Annotated in this window: 17 protein-coding genes; 4 read left to right on the top strand and 13 right to left on the bottom strand. The window is 67.3% G+C overall.

Going from position 1 to position 14,441, the window contains the following annotated elements:
* Positions 1–32 precede the first annotated feature (32 nt).
* The gene (locus tag WJT74_RS10295) at positions 33–1,847 is read left to right on the top strand and encodes an AcrB/AcrD/AcrF family protein (RefSeq protein WP_343344475.1); all 1,815 of its coding nucleotides are present in this window, start codon (positions 33–35) and stop codon (positions 1,845–1,847) included.
* On the opposite strand, the gene WJT74_RS10290 is transcribed toward WJT74_RS10295, so the two are convergent.
* The 8 genes from WJT74_RS10290 to gluQRS all read right to left on the bottom strand — a co-directional run bounded on the left by WJT74_RS10290 (position 1,825) and on the right by gluQRS (position 7,621).
* The gene (locus tag WJT74_RS10290; RefSeq protein WP_343344472.1) at positions 1,825–2,463 is read right to left on the bottom strand and encodes a MarC family protein; all 639 of its coding nucleotides are present in this window, start codon (positions 2,461–2,463) and stop codon (positions 1,825–1,827) included. The two genes, WJT74_RS10295 and WJT74_RS10290, sit on opposite strands and share 23 nt — an antisense overlap.
* A gap of 3 nt (positions 2,464–2,466) precedes the next feature.
* The gene (gene folD, locus WJT74_RS10285) at positions 2,467–3,363 is read right to left on the bottom strand and encodes a bifunctional methylenetetrahydrofolate dehydrogenase/methenyltetrahydrofolate cyclohydrolase FolD (RefSeq protein WP_343344469.1); all 897 of its coding nucleotides are present in this window, start codon (positions 3,361–3,363) and stop codon (positions 2,467–2,469) included.
* A complete protein-coding gene (locus tag WJT74_RS10280; RefSeq protein ID WP_343344466.1) occupies positions 3,360–3,668 on the bottom strand; it encodes a YggT family protein in 309 nt (102 codons plus the stop codon). The genes folD and WJT74_RS10280 overlap by 4 nt, the downstream gene beginning before the upstream one ends.
* A gap of 49 nt (positions 3,669–3,717) precedes the next feature.
* Positions 3,718–4,692, bottom strand: a complete 975-nt coding sequence (gene egtD, locus WJT74_RS10275) for an L-histidine N(alpha)-methyltransferase (RefSeq protein ID WP_343344463.1) — start codon at positions 4,690–4,692, stop codon at positions 3,718–3,720.
* Entirely contained in the window at positions 4,676–5,917 is a 1,242-nt protein-coding gene (gene egtB, locus WJT74_RS10270; protein ID WP_343344461.1) for an ergothioneine biosynthesis protein EgtB, read from the bottom strand. The genes egtD and egtB overlap by 17 nt, the downstream gene beginning before the upstream one ends.
* Before the next feature lie 61 nt (positions 5,918–5,978).
* A complete protein-coding gene (locus WJT74_RS10265) occupies positions 5,979–6,542 on the bottom strand; it encodes a cob(I)yrinic acid a,c-diamide adenosyltransferase (RefSeq protein WP_343344459.1) in 564 nt (187 codons plus the stop codon).
* Between the two features lie 24 nt (positions 6,543–6,566).
* Positions 6,567–6,761 carry an HIG1 domain-containing protein gene (locus WJT74_RS10260; protein ID WP_343344456.1) on the bottom strand — a complete coding sequence of 65 codons (195 nt, stop codon included), beginning with the start codon at positions 6,759–6,761 and terminating at the stop codon, positions 6,567–6,569.
* Positions 6,762–6,766: 5 nt separating this feature from the next.
* Positions 6,767–7,621 carry a tRNA glutamyl-Q(34) synthetase GluQRS gene (gene gluQRS, locus WJT74_RS10255; RefSeq protein ID WP_343344454.1) on the bottom strand — a complete coding sequence of 285 codons (855 nt, stop codon included), beginning with the start codon at positions 7,619–7,621 and terminating at the stop codon, positions 6,767–6,769.
* A gap of 197 nt (positions 7,622–7,818) precedes the next feature.
* On the opposite strand from gluQRS, the gene WJT74_RS10250 reads away from it, so the two are divergent.
* Positions 7,819–8,394, top strand: coding sequence for an HNH endonuclease (locus tag WJT74_RS10250; protein WP_343344452.1), 576 nt, complete (start codon positions 7,819–7,821; stop codon positions 8,392–8,394).
* Here WJT74_RS10250 and WJT74_RS10245 read toward each other — a convergent pair.
* Both WJT74_RS10245 and WJT74_RS10240 read right to left on the bottom strand, forming a co-directional pair.
* Positions 8,391–9,248, bottom strand: a complete 858-nt coding sequence (locus WJT74_RS10245) for a UTP--glucose-1-phosphate uridylyltransferase (protein WP_343344449.1) — start codon at positions 9,246–9,248, stop codon at positions 8,391–8,393. The genes WJT74_RS10250 and WJT74_RS10245 overlap by 4 nt on opposite strands.
* Positions 9,249–9,251: 3 nt before the next feature.
* Positions 9,252–9,593 (bottom strand): hypothetical protein, encoded by a 342-nt coding sequence (locus WJT74_RS10240; protein WP_343344447.1) that lies wholly within the window; start codon positions 9,591–9,593, stop codon positions 9,252–9,254.
* A 53-nt stretch (positions 9,594–9,646) separates the two neighbouring features.
* Here WJT74_RS10240 and WJT74_RS10235 point away from each other — a divergent pair, with 53 nt between their 5' ends.
* Entirely contained in the window at positions 9,647–10,195 is a 549-nt protein-coding gene (locus tag WJT74_RS10235) for a TlpA family protein disulfide reductase (RefSeq protein ID WP_343344444.1), read from the top strand.
* Between the two features lies 1 nt (position 10,196).
* Here the strand turns inward: WJT74_RS10235 and dapD are convergent, their stop codons facing one another.
* Positions 10,197–11,018, bottom strand: coding sequence for a 2,3,4,5-tetrahydropyridine-2,6-dicarboxylate N-succinyltransferase (gene dapD / locus WJT74_RS10230; RefSeq protein ID WP_343344442.1), 822 nt, complete (start codon positions 11,016–11,018; stop codon positions 10,197–10,199).
* Positions 11,015–11,686 carry a pyrimidine 5'-nucleotidase gene (locus tag WJT74_RS10225; RefSeq protein WP_343348170.1) on the bottom strand — a complete coding sequence of 224 codons (672 nt, stop codon included), beginning with the start codon at positions 11,684–11,686 and terminating at the stop codon, positions 11,015–11,017. The genes dapD and WJT74_RS10225 overlap by 4 nt, the downstream gene beginning before the upstream one ends.
* 131 nt (positions 11,687–11,817) lie before the next feature.
* Here WJT74_RS10225 and WJT74_RS10220 point away from each other — a divergent pair, with 131 nt between their 5' ends.
* Entirely contained in the window at positions 11,818–14,082 is a 2,265-nt protein-coding gene (locus WJT74_RS10220) for a S8 family peptidase (protein WP_343344439.1), read from the top strand.
* Here WJT74_RS10220 and WJT74_RS10215 read toward each other — a convergent pair.
* The gene (locus tag WJT74_RS10215) at positions 14,079–14,420 is read right to left on the bottom strand and encodes a hypothetical protein (protein WP_343344436.1); all 342 of its coding nucleotides are present in this window, start codon (positions 14,418–14,420) and stop codon (positions 14,079–14,081) included. The two genes, WJT74_RS10220 and WJT74_RS10215, sit on opposite strands and share 4 nt — an antisense overlap.
* Positions 14,421–14,441: the final 21 nt, after the last annotated feature.

The raw sequence follows: 14,441 nt of genomic DNA, 5'->3' as shown, positions 1-14,441 counted from the left end.
TTCGCGGCTTGTGCCGAGACGCGGCGCTGCGCATGAAGGGGCACGACGCGACTGGGGGGAATGAAGAAGTGCTGGAACGGCTGTCGGCCTTGCTCGAGCGACGCTGGATCGCGGTGATGCTGTTCGTGTGGCTGCTGTTCGCGAACATCGCGATCTTCCTGTCGCTGGAACCGATCATCGAACTAGGGCTGCGCGATACCGACGACAATTTGCGCATGGTACAGGTGCGCGACTGGCTGGCGGGTCAGGGCTGGTTCGATCTCGAACAGAAAAGGATGGTCGCGGGCAATCTGCACTGGTCGCGTCTTGTCGACCTGCCGATCGCGGGCCTCATCCTGTTGTTCGAACCGTTCGTCGGCACGGCCGTCGCGGAACGGGTCGCGGTCATGCTGGCACCGCTTCTCGCGATGTTCGTGGCGTTGATCGGGCTCGGGCTGACCGCACGGCGGCTGGTGGGCCCCAGAAGCGCGCCGCTGGTCGGCATCGCCGCCATCTTCGCCAGCCTCGTGGCCGCGACCTTCTGGCCGCTGCGGATCGACCATCACAACTGGCAGGTCGCGGCGCTCGCGTTCGTCATGGCGGGCGCGGTCGATCCCGAAAAACGGCGGGGCGGGATCGTCGCGGGGATCGCGACGGCGCTGTCACTCGGCATCGGACTGGAAATGATGATCCCAATGGCGCTGGTCGGCGCGGGCATCGTGCTCGGCTGGGTCTGGCGGCCCGACGAGGCGCGGCGCATGGCCAGCTACGGCGCCAGCCTGGCTCTGGGATGCGGGGTGATGTTCCTCGGCTTCGCGTCCGAGGCGAACCGCGCGTTGATGTGCGACGTCCTCAGCCCCGTCTGGACCAGCGACATGGTCCTGGCGGGCGCGCTGGCGGTGCTGCTCGCGATCGCCTCGCCCGCAAAATGGCAAGCACGTCTCGGGCTGGCGGCGGCGGCCGGCGCGGTCCTTGCCGCGACGCACGCGCTGGCGTTTCCGCATTGCCTTTCGCGGCTGGAAGGGGTCGATCCGGCGGTGGCGGACCTGTGGCTCAACCGCGTGTCGGAAGCGCGCGGCCTTCACGAACATAGCGTGTCGACCGCCATTCGGACGCTGGGGCCGGTCGCTGTCGGGCTGGTCGGCTTCGTCGCGGGATGGTTCTGGTGGCCGAAGGATGCCGAACGGCGGCGGCGGCTGCTGATCGTCGCGGTGCCGACGGCGGTGATGGCCGCGCTGACCTTCTGGCAGCTTCGCGCGGGAACAGCGGCGCAGGCGCTGAGCCTCGTCGGCGCTGCCGCCTTCGTGACGCTGATCGTGCCGCGGGCGCTGGCATCGGGAAGTGCGCTGATCCGCGTGCTCGGGACCGTCCTTTCCCTGATGGCAGGGCTCAACATCCTGTGGCTGATCCTCGCCAGTTCGTCCCCCAAGAACCGGATCGAGGAGAGCAAGGCCGAAGCCGCACGGGCGCAGGCGGAAGCCGACGCGCCCGTCTGCCGTGAGGAACAGGTGCTCGCGACGCTCGATCGCATCGCGCCCTCGACGCTGTTCGCGCCGGTGGATCTCGGCCCGCGATTGCTGGCCACGACGCACCACCGCGTGATCGTGGGTCCCTACCACCGCAACGACGAAGCGATCGGCTACGTCATTTCGGCGTTCGAATCTTCCGATGCGGAAGAGGCGGCGGCGGAACGGACGGTGCGCGGCCTCGGCGCCGATTATGTCTTCGTCTGTAACGACATCGGCCGCCCGCCGGTCAGCGGCGAGGGCAGCCTCGAGGCGCGGCTGATCGCCGGCGATGCGCCCGACTGGCTGGTCGAGGAGCCGGGATACGAAGGATTGCCGTTCAGGCTGTTTGCAGTGAGGTAATCAGGCTCTGGGCGATGCCGTCGATCACGAATTGCGCGGCCAGCGCGGCGAGAATGACGCCCAGTAGCCGCGTGATCATCGCTTCGACCTTCGCGCCCAACAGCTTCATCAGCGGCCCCGCGGACAGCAGCGCCCCCAGCGTGAGGAGGATGACCAGCGTCATCGCGCCGAGGATGACCATCACCTCGTCGGGGCCCGTCGCATTGGCCATGAACAGCAGCATCGCCGCGATGGTGCCGGGTCCCGCGATCATGGGAATGGCCATCGGGAAGATGCTGACGTCCTCGGCCTCGGGGGTGCCTTCCAGTTCGTCGGCACGCTTCTCGCGCCGCTCGGTGCGCTTCTCGAACACCATGTCCAGCGCGATGATGAACAGCATGATGCCCCCCGCGATGCGGAAGGCGGCCAGGCTGATCCCCAGTGCGGAGAGCAATGCCTCGCCGAGGAAGGCGAAGAAGATGAGGATGCACCACGCGACGATGACCGCCCGGAACGCCATGCGGCGCCGTGCGGCGGCGGTGGCGTCGCGCGTCAGCCCCGCGAAGATCGGCGCATTGCCGGGCGGATCGATGATCACGAACAGCGTGACGAAGGCGCTTCCGAACAGCTCGATCATGGCTCAGCCTTCATAGGTGGGCGGCTCCAGCCCCTCGCGGGCGTGCGCGGCGCGCAGCGTGTTCGCGAGCAGCATGGCGATGGTCATGGGCCCGACGCCGCCCGGAACGGGGGTAATGGCGTCGGCCTTCTCCGCCGCTTCCTCGAACGCGACATCGCCGACCAGCCTGCCCTTCTCGCCCGGTTCCGAGGGCTCGAGGCGATTGATCCCGACGTCGATGACCGTCGCGCCCGGCTTGATCCAGTCGGCCTTCACCATTTCCGGGCGCCCCACGGCCGCGACGAGGATGTCGGCGGTGCGGGCCAGCGCGGGCAGATCCTTCGTGCGGCTGTGCGCGATGGTAACCGTCGCATTCTCCGCAAGCAGCAATTGCGCCATCGGCTTGCCGACGATGTTCGAACGTCCGATCACCACCGCGTGCAGCCCCGACAGATCGCCGTGCCGCTGCTTGAGCAGGTGCAGGCAGCCGTAGGGAGTGCAGGGGACCAGCGCGTCCTTGCCGACCGCCAACCGGCCCGCGTTGACGACGTGGAAACCGTCGACGTCCTTGGCGGGATCGATCGCGTCGAGCACGTCGCTCTCGTCGATGTCGCCGGGAAGGGGAAGCTGGACGAGGATGCCGTCCACCCGATCGTCGCCGTTGAGCCTTTCGACGAGCGCCAGCAGGTCGGACTGCGAAGTGTCGGCGGGAAGGCGATGAACCTCGCCCTCCATCCCCGCCTCGCGCGTCGCCTTTTCCTTGGACCGGACATAGACGCTGCTGGCCGGATCCTCTCCGACGAGAACGACGTGCAATCCCGGTGCCCGGCCTGTCCGGGCGCGGAAATCGGCGACGCCTTCACCGACGCGGGCGCGGACCTTCGCCGCCTCCGCCTTGCCGTCGATGCGGGTCGCGCTCATCGTCGGATCGTCGGACCGATTTCGAGCAGGATGCCCGGCAGGATCATGTCGCGAAGGATGATGATGGCGAAGATCACGACCATCGGCGACAGGTCGATGCCGCCGAAATCGGGCAGGACCTTGCGGATCGGTCGATAGATGGGGTGGGTGACCCGTTCGAGAAATTCGACGATCGACGCGACGATGCGGTTGTACGGATCGAGGATCCGGAACACGAACAGCCAGGAGATGATGACCTGCGCGATGATGATCCAGAACAGGATCGTCAGCGCGTAGGAGATGATTTGGAAGATGGCGAGGATCATGGGGCCGATGTAGCGGGGGCGTGTGGCGCCCGCAATACAGCGCGATGGCCTAGGGCGCGAACCGCTTCGGCTGTGCCTCGGCGAGAATGAAGGCGAAGTCGTCGTCGTCGTCGGTCCACTCTGCCACCGGCGTCCAGCCGCCCGCCAACAGCAAGGTCCGCGCGCCCCGGGGCCCGTATTTATGGCTGTTCTCGGTATGGATCGTGTCGCCCGCGGCGAAACGGAAGTCCTCGCCCGCGATGGCGAATTCCACGTCGCGCTCGGCGACGAGGTGCATCTCGATCCGCCCCAGCATCTCGTTCCAGCGCGCTTCGTGGTGAAACGCCTCCTCGGGAATGCTGCCGTCCAGTTCGCGGTTGATCCGCGTCAGCAGGTTCATGTCGAACGCCGCGGTGACGCCCTCGGGATCGTCGTAGGCCGCTTTCAGACGGTCGATATCCTTGATCCGGTCCATCCCGATCAGCAGGTGGCTGTCGTCGTGCAAAATCTGGCGAAAGGTCCGCAACAGGTCTGCGGCGCTGCGCGGCACGAAATTTCCGATCGTCGATCCGGGGAAGAATCCGATACGGTGCAGCCCGTCGATCGCGTCGGGCAGATCGAAGGACTTGGTGAAGTCCGCCTCGACCGGATCGACTTCGAGCCCCGGATGGTCGTCCGCCAGCTTTGCTGCACTGTCGCGTAGGTAATCGCCCGAAATGTCGATCGGCACGTAGTGATCGGGTCGCAACGCCTCGATCATCAGCGGCGTTTTCGTGACGCTTCCTGCGCCGAATTCGATCAGCGCGCCGCCGGTGCCGACGTGTCGCGCGATGTCGGCGGCATTGTCGCGCATGATGCGCGTCTCGGTTCGCGTGGGATAATAGCTGTCGAGCCGGGTGATGTCGTCGAACAGCTCGGACCCGCGCCGGTCGTAGAGCCAGCGTGCGGGGATCGCGGGTTGCGGTTCGCGGAGCCCGCGGAGCACGTCTTCGCGGAAGGCGGGGTCGGCGGCGGTCTCGCGGGCCGCCTCAATCGTTTCTTGCAAGTCGCACTCCGGTGAACTGCCAGCGCTGGGCCGGGTAGAAGAAATTGCGGTAGGTGGCGCGGCTGTGACCGCGCGGCGTCGCACAGGACGCGCCTTTCAGCACGAACTGCCCGCACATGAACTTGCCGTTATATTCGCCCACCGTACCCGCCTCGGGTTCGAAGCCGGGATAGGGCAGATAGGCCGACTGGGTCCAGTTCCACGCATCGCCGAACGCGTCCTGTGTCCCTTCGGGCATCACCGCCCGCGCAACGTCGAGCTGGTTGCCCCGCGCCGGATCGGCATCGCGATACGCATGTTCCCACTCCGCCTCGGTAGGCAGACGGTGCCCGACCCAGCGGGCAAAGGCGTCGGCCTCGAAGTAATTGACGTGGGTGACGGGGCGGCTGGCTTCGATCGGGCGGCGACCGGCGAGCGTGAAGCGCGACCATTTGCCATCGAGGTTGCGCCAGTAGAGCGGGCTTTCGACCTTGTTCTCGCACACCCAGCTCCACCCGTCGGCGAGCCAGAGCGAGGGCGTCGAATAGCCGCCGTCCTGCATGAACTCGGCCCACTCGCCCTGCGTGACCAGCCGGTCGGCGATCGCATAGGGGTTGAGCAGCACGTCGTGCCGAGGCCGTTCGCAATCGAAGCTGAACCCCGACCCGTCGGCACCGATCGAGACCCGGCCGCCCGCATGGCTCGTCCAGCCCATCGGACCCGCCGAACCGCTCGCGACCGGCGGCCCCCGCATGTAGGCAGGATCGAGCGGATTGGCCTCGAGCGTTGCCAGAATGTCGGTAAGGAACAGCTCCTGATGCTGCTGTTCGTGATGGATGCCGAGATTGACGAGGCTCTTCACCTCGTCAGACAGCGTCGGCAGCGCATCCATGAGGACGGTATCGACATGCTTCCGGTAGGCGCGCAACTCGTCGATGTGCGGTCGGCTGATGAGACCGCGACGCGCGCGACAATGGCGCTCGCCCTCGCCCTCGTAATAGCTGTTGAAAAGGAACGGCCACTTCTCGTCGTAGATCGAATAGCCCTTCACATGATCGCGCAGGATGAAGGTCTCGAAGAACCAGGTCGTGTGCGCCAGATGCCATTTCGACGGACTGGCGTCCTCGTGCGGCTGAAGGCTCGCGTCGGCGTCCGACAGCGGCTTCGCCAGGTCGAGCGTCAGGCTGCGGGTGGCCGCATAGCGTTTGCCGAGATCCGGCTTCGGTTGCTCGTCCGATCGGGCCACAACGTTTCCTCGTACTACAGTATCGCGACACCGTGCGCCACGATGTAACGCACGATAATGGTTAGCGGGTACTGCCGGGCTTCCACTTGATCTCGCCCGACCCCCGCACCGCTACCGAACGCGCGGCAACGAAAAGATGGTCCGAAAGGCGGTTCAGATAGGCCAGCGCCTGATCGTTCACGGTCTCCTCGGCGGCGAGGGCCACGGCCTTGCGCTCGGCGCGGCGAACGACCGCGCGCGCGAGATAGAGCTGTGCGGTGGCGGGCGATCCGCCCGGCAGCACGAAGCTGTCGAGCGTGGGCAGGTCGGCTTTCATCGTGTCGATTTCGGTTTCCAGCCGTTCCACCTGGGCGGCTTCGATCCGCAAGGCGCCGTCGATGCCGTCGGGGGTGGCGAGGTCGGCGCCAAGGTCGAACAGTTCGTTCTGGATCCGGCGGAGCGCGGCGGGATCGCCTTCACCGCCCTTCGTCATCGCGCTGATCGCGACGCCCAGCACGCTGTTGGCTTCATCGACATCGCCGATCGCCTGCATCCGCAGCCCGTCCTTGGCGACCCGGCTGCCGTCGACCAGCCCCGAGGTGCCGTCGTCGCCGGTGCGGGTGTAGATCTTGTTGAGTTTGACCATCGATGCCCCCCGCGAGCGCGCCCGCTAGCGCGAGACCGCGAGAATGATGGCGATCACGATGATCGCGAACCCCTGATACAGCACGCGCTTCTGCATGTAGTTCTGCTGCTTGGCGCCGTTCATGTCCTTGCCGGATGCCATCGCCATGACCCCGCGAACGAGAACATAGGCGGTCGCGGCCATCAGCCCGACAAGAAGAAGGATAAGGATCGTCGTCATGTCTTCTATGTAGGATCGGTCAGACGAAATCCCAAGGGCAGTCTTTTGGCCATGAGGTCCGCGAACAAGGCGGCGCCGTCGACCCCCTCCGCGCGCATCGCCGCCAGCGTGGGTGCCCGGTCGCGCTTGGCGAGCCGCTTTCCCTCCCCGTCGACGACCAGCTGGTGATGCAGATAGATGGGTTCGGGCAGCCCCAGCAGCAACTGCAGGACCCGCTGGATCGGCGTCGATTGCGCGAGATCGGCGCTGCGCGTCACGAGCGTCACGCCCTGCGCCGCATCGTCGAGCACACAGGCGAGGTGATAGGCGGCGGGCGCGTCCTTGCGGGCCAGTATCGCGTCGCCGATCGCTTCATAGTCGGCGAACTGCAGACCCAGCGCGACGTCGTCCCATGCCGGCAGCGTGCCGATCCGCTCGAGCGCCTTCTCCGCATCGAGCCGCCAGCTGTGCGGCTCGGCCTCGCGGCGTTCGGGATCGTCGGGGAGATCTCGGCAGGTACCGGGATAGTGCGCCCCAGGATCGCCGTGCGGCGCCGCTTGCGCTTCCTCGATGTCCTTGCGCGTGCAGAAACAGGGATAGAGCAGCCCGGCTCGCCGCAGCTTGTCGAGCGCCGTCCGATGTGCTTCGCCCCGCTGCGATGCCGTCATGACGTCGCCCTCGAACGTTGCGCCCAGCCATGCGAGGTCTTCGTGGATCGCCTCGACGAACTCGGGGCGCGACCGGCCGGGGTCGAGATCGTCGATCCGCAGCCGCAATTGCCCGTCCGCCGCCTTCGCCGCCGCCGCGCCCCGCGCGAGACTATAGGCGTGGCCGAGGTGCAGCAGTCCCGTCGGCGACGGCGCGAACCGCGTGACGATCACAGGATCCCCCTGTGGCAAAAGTGACTCTTGTCAGATTCCCGAGATTCTGGTGTCATCATCCTGCCTCGTCCGAATGGCATCGGACGACGCATGGACGGAAAGACGGGTCTTGCGCCGCCGGTCTCCCGCATTGGTGAGTGCGATACGCCACGGGAGGCGGTGTCAGGCCCTCGGAGGACTGAACCGAGGAGATCCTTGTGGTCGATCATCATCCGGAAGTGTTGCGCCATCCCGACAGTTGTCCGGCGCTGGTATTGAATGCGGATTATACGCCTCTTTCCTATTATCCGCTGAGCCTGTGGCCGTGGCAGACAGCGGTCAAGGCGATGTTTCTCGAACGCGTCGACGTGGTCGATCATTACGACCGGACGGTGCATTCCCCCAGCTGCGACATCAAGCTGCCGAGCGTCATTGCGCTGCGCCAGTACGTCAAACCGAACGAATATCCCGCCTTCACCCGGTTCAACCTGTTCCTTCGCGACAAGTTCGCCTGCGTCTATTGCGGCGCGAGCAAGGAACTGACCTTCGATCATGTCGTCCCGCGGCGACTGGGCGGCATCACCAGCTGGGAAAACGTCGCCACCGCCTGCGCACCGTGCAACCTCAAGAAGGGCGGGCGCACGCCCAAGCAGGCGCAGATGCCGATCCACGGCGGCGATCCGATTCGCCCGACCAGTTGGCAATTGCAGGAACACGGCCGCGCTTTCCCGCCCAACCATCTCCACGACAGCTGGCACGACTATCTCTACTGGGACGTCGAGCTCGAGGCCTAGCGGCTCGCCAACCAGTCCTTCAGCACCGGCGCGACTTCCGCGTCCGCCATGCCGAGCGCGAGGTTCGCCAGCGCGAATCCCTGCTTGTTGCCGCAATCGTGGCGGACCGCGTCGACGGCGAGCGCGTGGAAGGGCTGTTCGCCGATCAGCTTGGCCATCGCATCGGTCAGCTGGATCTCGCCGCCCGCGCCCTTTTCGTGAGCGCCCAGTTTGTCCATCACTTCGGGCTGCAGGATGTAGCGACCCACGATGCCCAGCGTCGACGGTGCATCCTCGGGCGCGGGCTTCTCGATCATGCCCTTCACCTCGGTCGCCTTTCCGCGAGTCTCGCCCGGATCGACGATGCCGTAGCTCGACGTCTTTTCGCGGGGGACATCCTGCGCACAAACGATGTTGCCGCCCAGTTCGTCATAGGCGTCCATCATCTGCCGCAGCGCGCCGGGCTGCCCCACCATCAGATCGTCGGGAAGCAGCACCGCGAACGGTTCGTCCTTGGTGATGTGCCGTGCGCACCAGATCGCGTGGCCGAGGCCAAGCGGTTCCTGCTGGCGCACTGTCACCAGTTCGCCGAATCCCGCGCGGCTGCTGTCGAGCATGCCCTTGTCCTTGCCCTTGTCGTCGAGCGTGCGTTCCAGCTCGTAGGCCATGTCGAAATAGTCGACGAGGCTCGACTTGCCGCGTCCGGTGACGAACACCAGCCGGTCGATCCCCGCCTCGCGCGCTTCGTCGACGGCATATTGGATGAGCGGCCGATCGACGATCGTCAGCATTTCCTTGGGCATCGTCTTGGTCGCGGGCAACAATCGCGTGCCCAATCCGGCAACGGGGAAGATGGCAGTGCGGACGGGCTTCATGGTCTATTCCTCGTCGTCGTCCAGTTCGACGTCGGGACCGGGAATGTCGGACACGTCGACATCCTCGGATTCCACGTCGGTCGGATCGGGCTGGGGTGCCGCGCCGCCTTCGGGCGGGGCAAGGTCGAAGGGATCGGGCTGGCGCGGGGTCGATCGGGTGACGATCTCGTCGATCCGTTCGGGCCGGGCATAGGGCGGGGGGATGAGAAGGTCGTCGGCGTCGGGCGTTGTGCGCGCCAGCACCGGGCGCGGCGGAAGGTCGGCGCCCACCGCTGGCTTCAACGGTCCGGCATCGCCGCAGGCCGCGAGCGCGAGGACCGGAAGCAGGAAAGCGAAGCGCCGCATGCCTCCGCAATGCCGCATTGCCGGGCCGCTGCCAACCGCTTAGGGCCTGATCCATGATACCGAAAAGCGTCACGATCATCGCCGCGCTGCTGCTCGCCGCCTGCGACAACAGTGCCCAGGCCCCGGCCGCCGATACTCCCGTCGTCGCCGAAGCCGGCGGCATCGACCGCAGTCACGCGGGCGCGACCCTCCCCGACATCACGATGACATCGGACGATGGCGAGGTCGTTCGGCTGGCCGACTATGCCGACGGCGAACCGCTGCTCGTCAACCTCTGGGCCAGCTGGTGCGCGCCGTGCGTCAAGGAACTGCCCACCCTCGTCGAACTGTCGACGATGGAATCGGCGGGCATCCCGCGCGTCCTGACCTTGAGCCAGGACATGGGACCGGCCACCTCGGTCCGCGCCTTTCTCGACGATCAGGGGCTGGAGGCCGTCGAGGGCTGGCAGGACGCCGAAATGGCGATGACCGACGCGCTCTCGGTCCGGATCATGCCCACCACCGTCCTCTACGACGCGCAGGGCAGCGAGGTGTGGCGCTACGTCGGCGACCGCGACTGGTCCGACGCCGAAGCCGTCGCGCTGGTCGGCGAAGCCTTCTGAGCTAGTCGCGCAGCAGGTCGTTGATGCTCGTCTTCGACCGCGTACGCTCGTCGACCGTCTTCACGATGACCGCGCACGCAAGGTTCGGCTGCCCCTCGCGCCCCGGAAGCGTTCCCGGCACAACGACCGAATAGGCCGGCACGCGCCCCATGTGCACCTTGCCCGAGTGGCGGTCGACGATCTTGGTCGAGGCGCTGATGAAGACCCCCATCGACAGCACGGCGCCTTTCTCCACGATCACGCCCTCGGCAACCTCGCTGCGCGCGCCGATGAAGCAATCGTCCTCGATGATGACCGGTTCGGCCTGCAGCGGCTCGAGGACGCCGCCGATCCCCGCGCCCCCCGACAGATGGACGTTCCGACCGATCTGTGCGCAGCTGCCGACCGTCGCCCAGGTGTCGATCATCGCGCCCTCGCCGACATGGGCGCCAATGTTGACGAAACTGGGCATCAGCACCGCGCCCTTCGCGACATGGGCACCCCGACGCACGATCGCGCCCGGCACCGCGCGGAAACCGGCGCTCTTGAACTGATCCTCGCCCCAGCCGAGGAACTTGCTGTCGACCTTGTCCCACCACGGCGCGCCGCCGGGACCGCCGGGGATCGCCGTCATCGGATTGAGGCGGAAGGACAGCAGCACCGCTTTCTTGAGCCACTGGTTGACCTTCCAGCCACCCTCGCCCGTCGGCTCGGCCACGCGCTCTTCCCCGCTGTCGAGCAGGTGGATCGCCTCGCGCACCGCCTCGGCCGTTTCGTTGTCGTCCGCCGAGATGCTGTCGCGCCGGTCCCAGCCGGTATCGATGATGGTCTCCAGATCGCTCATGCTTGCTCCTCGAACAGGGTGTCCAGCCATTCGCCGACATCGGTGATCCGGTGATCGACATGCGCCGTTTCGGGCGCGTCTACCGCCTGTTCGGAGCCGTTGTCGACCCAGACGGTGGTGAAGCCCAGTTCCTTCGCGGGCTTCAGATTCTTCGACATGTCCTCGACCATCAGCGTCGCCGCGGGGTCGAGGTCGAACTGTTCGACCAGGCAATCGTAGCCGTGCCGTTCGGGCTTGGGGCGATAATCGCACGCATGGATGTCGTGGACGTGCACGAAGTGGCTGCCGAGCCCCAGCCGTTCGAGCACGCGGCCCGCATAGGGCGCATCCCCGTTGGTATAGACGAACGCGCGCCCCGGCAGCCGCGCGATCCCGTCCGCGATGCGCGGATCGGGGGTCAACGCGTCCAGCGGAATGTCGTGGACGTCCTCGAGGAAATGATGCGGATCCACGCCGTGATCGGCGATCAGTCCCGCGAGCGTGGTGCCGTGGCGATGGAAATAGTCCTTCTGTACCCGCCGCGCCTCGGCCCGCCCGACGTCGAGCAGCCGTTCGATATAGCCGGTCATCCGCCGATCGACATGCGCGAACAGTCCCGACGACGCGGGGTAGAGCGTATTGTCGAGGTCGAAGATCCAGTTGCGGACGGAGGCGAAGGCGGGGTCGATCACCCGACGGGGCTTAGACGAGGACCGGCGCTTCAGCAAAGCGCAAGGTTGGCGTTGGCATAAGTCACGGAATTCCCTGTACTTATCGGGGATGCGTCAGTTCGGAGGAGCAGCGTTCGGTGAGAGCGGCAATGTGGCATCGGGGAGTTTCGGTCGGCGCGCTGGCGTTGCTTCTGGCAGCATGCGGGGGCGGGCCCGGCACCATCGCGCGTCCCGCGCCGCCGCCCGCGCCGCCGATCGGCGGAACGCCTACGCCCACCCCGACACCGGCCCCGACCCCCACACCCACTCCGACCCCCGTGACCCAGCGGGTCGACTACGACACCGCTGAATATCGCAATTCGGGCGGCGCGGCGGGCGTCGACGCGATCCGCGCCTATCAGGCGGGCGCGACCGGTGCCGGGATCGCGATCGGGATCGTCGACACGGGTATCAATCCGACGCTTTCGGCCTTCGCGGGCCGTATTTCTTCTGCCAGCGGCGACGTCGCCGGCAACCGCGGTATCAGCGACGAGGGCGGACACGGGACCGCGGTCGCGGCAGTGGCCGCGGCGGCGCGCGACGATCGCGACACCTTGGGCGTGGCCTTCGACGCGACCGTCGTCGCGGTGCGCGCGGACGATGTCGGCACCTGCGCGACCGACGAAGGCTGCCTGTTCTCCGACCGCGAGATCGCGCGCGGGATCGACCGCGCGACCCAGGCCGGCGTTCGGGTCATCAACCTGTCGCTCGGCGGGGAAGGGGCCGGACGCAGCGTGATCGACGCGGTCCGCCGCGCCGCCGCGGCGGGCATCGTCACGATCGTTTCGGCGGGCAACGAAGGCGCGGCACTTCCGAGCGGCTTCGCTTCCACGCTCGCCGCCGCCGCACCCGGCCTCGTCATCATCGCGGGCGCGACCAACCGCAGCGGCACGATCGCCGGTTTCTCGAACCGCGCGGGCGATGCGCGCGACGTCTATCTCGCCGCGCCAGGCTCGGGCCTGCTCGCACCCGATCATACGGGCCGGGTCTTTTCCTGGTCGGGCACCAGTTTCTCCGCTCCCGTCATTTCCGGCGCGGCGGCGCTGCTCGCCGATGCCTTCCCCAACCTGACGGGCGCGCAGATCGTCGCCATCCTTCTGGACAGCGCGGACGACATCGAAGCGGCGGGCATCGACGCCATTTCGGGTCGTGGCCGCCTCAATCTCGGTCGCGCCTTCGCCCCAAGCGGCGCGACCGTTCTGGCGGGTAGCGACGTCGCCATCTCGCTGACCTCGAACGGAACGCTTCCGGTGGCGGCGGGCGATGCGGGCGGCGGCGCCGGCACGACCGCGCTGTTCACCGATTCCTACGAACGCGCCTACGAGCTCGATCTTTCGCGGACGCTGGACATGCAGGGACACGCCGGCCCGATGCAGCGCCGTTTCGCGACAGCGGGCAGCGACGTTCGAGCCACTGGAATAGGCGCCGGACCTCTCCGGCTGGCGATGACGGTGGGCCGCGATGGTCCGCGAGATACTGCATTGCTTGCCCCCCTCGATACGAACCATGCCCGCGACGCACGCCTGCTGGCCGCACGCATCGTGGCAAAGGTCGACGACCGGACGGCGCTGGCACTGGGGTTTTCCGAAGGGGCGCAGGCCATGCGCGACCAGCTCTCGGCAACGGCGGGCGAAGACTTCCTTGCTGCGCGCGATACCGATCTCGGCTTCACGGCGCTGCGCGACACCAGCATCGCCGTTCGCCGCGATCTCGGCGGGGTCGGCCTTACCTTGTCCGCAGAACGGGGTGCAGTGGTCGAACCCTCCCGTGCTCCGGGCGAAGAGCGCGCGGGCTATTCGCTTCTCGCCGCCGGTCTCGACGGGTCGCTCGGTGACTGGGGCAGGGGCGCGCTGACCCTCGGCCGACTTGACGAGGACGAGACATTGCTCGGAGGCCATCTGTCATCGGCGCTCGGTGGCGGTACCGGGGCGACGACCGTGTCCCTCGACGCGCGCTGGCGCAGCGAGCTCGGCGCGGGGTGGTCGGTCGGGCTCGACGCGCGGCGCGGCTGGACGACGTTCGAGGGCGGGTCCTTCACGACCAGTGCCTATGCCGCCGACATCGCCCTCCGCGGCCTCTTCGAGACATCGGACCGGCTCGCCTTGCGGGTGTCGCAGCCGCTGCGCATCGGGGATGGCGGGCTGGCGCTCAACATGGCGACCGCATGGGATCCGCTGACCGGTCGCGCGACCTTCGGCACGCGGCATTTCGCGCTCTCGCCCTCGGGCCGCGAACGGATCGCGGAGCTTGCCTATGGCGGCACGCTGGGCCCGGGGCGCGTGGACGCGAACCTCTACACCCGCTTCCAGCCCGGCCATATCAAGGGCGTGGACAACGATACGGGCGTGCGCGTCGGCTATCGCCTCGGCTTCTAGTCGTCGGTGAACTTGGCCGGATCGGGGCAGCCGTACGCATCGGTGCGCCACACGGCATAATATCCTTCGGCGGGCGGCAACTCGTCGAGCTTGCGCATCGGGGGCAGCGGCGCCCCGCGATCGAGCTCGCGTCGCGCGGTCCGCGCAAGGTCGTCGCACCGGTCTTCGCTCGTCACGCGACCGTCGAAATCGACCCTCGGCAGATCGCGGACGACGACAGGCGGGTTCGCGGTGCGGGTGGTGGTGATCGGCTCGGCCCGGTCCTCCGTCGCGTTATCGCTCGCGGGCGGCGAGGCTCCCGTCAGCGCGAGGGCGGGTAGGGCGATGAGGAACTTCATGACACGTCTCCGTTTCTCCCG

This window comes from Sphingomicrobium sp. XHP0239 (assembly GCF_039555325.1).
Classification (GTDB): Bacteria; Pseudomonadota; Alphaproteobacteria; order Sphingomonadales; family Sphingomonadaceae; genus Sphingomicrobium; species Sphingomicrobium maritimum.
This window is presented reverse-complemented; position numbering and strand designations above follow the sequence as displayed.

What these genes read in the sequence shown, in the direction of transcription:
- dapD (WP_343344442.1), bottom strand. Translation starts at nt 11,018, where the DNA reads ATGAGCGATCTGGAGACCATCATCGATACCGGCTGGGACCGGCGCGAC.
- WJT74_RS10260 (WP_343344456.1), bottom strand. Translation starts at nt 6,761, where the DNA reads ATGACGACGATCCTTATCCTTCTTCTTGTCGGGCTGATGGCCGCGACC.
- WJT74_RS10235 (WP_343344444.1), top strand. Translation starts at nt 9,647, where the DNA reads ATGATACCGAAAAGCGTCACGATCATCGCCGCGCTGCTGCTCGCCGCC.
- WJT74_RS10290 (WP_343344472.1), bottom strand. Translation starts at nt 2,463, where the DNA reads ATGATCGAGCTGTTCGGAAGCGCCTTCGTCACGCTGTTCGTGATCATC.
- WJT74_RS10215 (WP_343344436.1), bottom strand. Translation starts at nt 14,420, where the DNA reads ATGAAGTTCCTCATCGCCCTACCCGCCCTCGCGCTGACGGGAGCCTCG.
- WJT74_RS10280 (WP_343344466.1), bottom strand. Translation starts at nt 3,668, where the DNA reads ATGATCCTCGCCATCTTCCAAATCATCTCCTACGCGCTGACGATCCTG.
- folD (WP_343344469.1), bottom strand. Translation starts at nt 3,363, where the DNA reads ATGAGCGCGACCCGCATCGACGGCAAGGCGGAGGCGGCGAAGGTCCGC.
- WJT74_RS10220 (WP_343344439.1), top strand. Translation starts at nt 11,818, where the DNA reads ATGTGGCATCGGGGAGTTTCGGTCGGCGCGCTGGCGTTGCTTCTGGCA.
- WJT74_RS10245 (WP_343344449.1), bottom strand. Translation starts at nt 9,248, where the DNA reads ATGAAGCCCGTCCGCACTGCCATCTTCCCCGTTGCCGGATTGGGCACG.
- WJT74_RS10265 (WP_343344459.1), bottom strand. Translation starts at nt 6,542, where the DNA reads ATGGTCAAACTCAACAAGATCTACACCCGCACCGGCGACGACGGCACC.
- WJT74_RS10295 (WP_343344475.1), top strand. Translation starts at nt 33, where the DNA reads ATGAAGGGGCACGACGCGACTGGGGGGAATGAAGAAGTGCTGGAACGG.
- WJT74_RS10240 (WP_343344447.1), bottom strand. Translation starts at nt 9,593, where the DNA reads ATGCGGCGCTTCGCTTTCCTGCTTCCGGTCCTCGCGCTCGCGGCCTGC.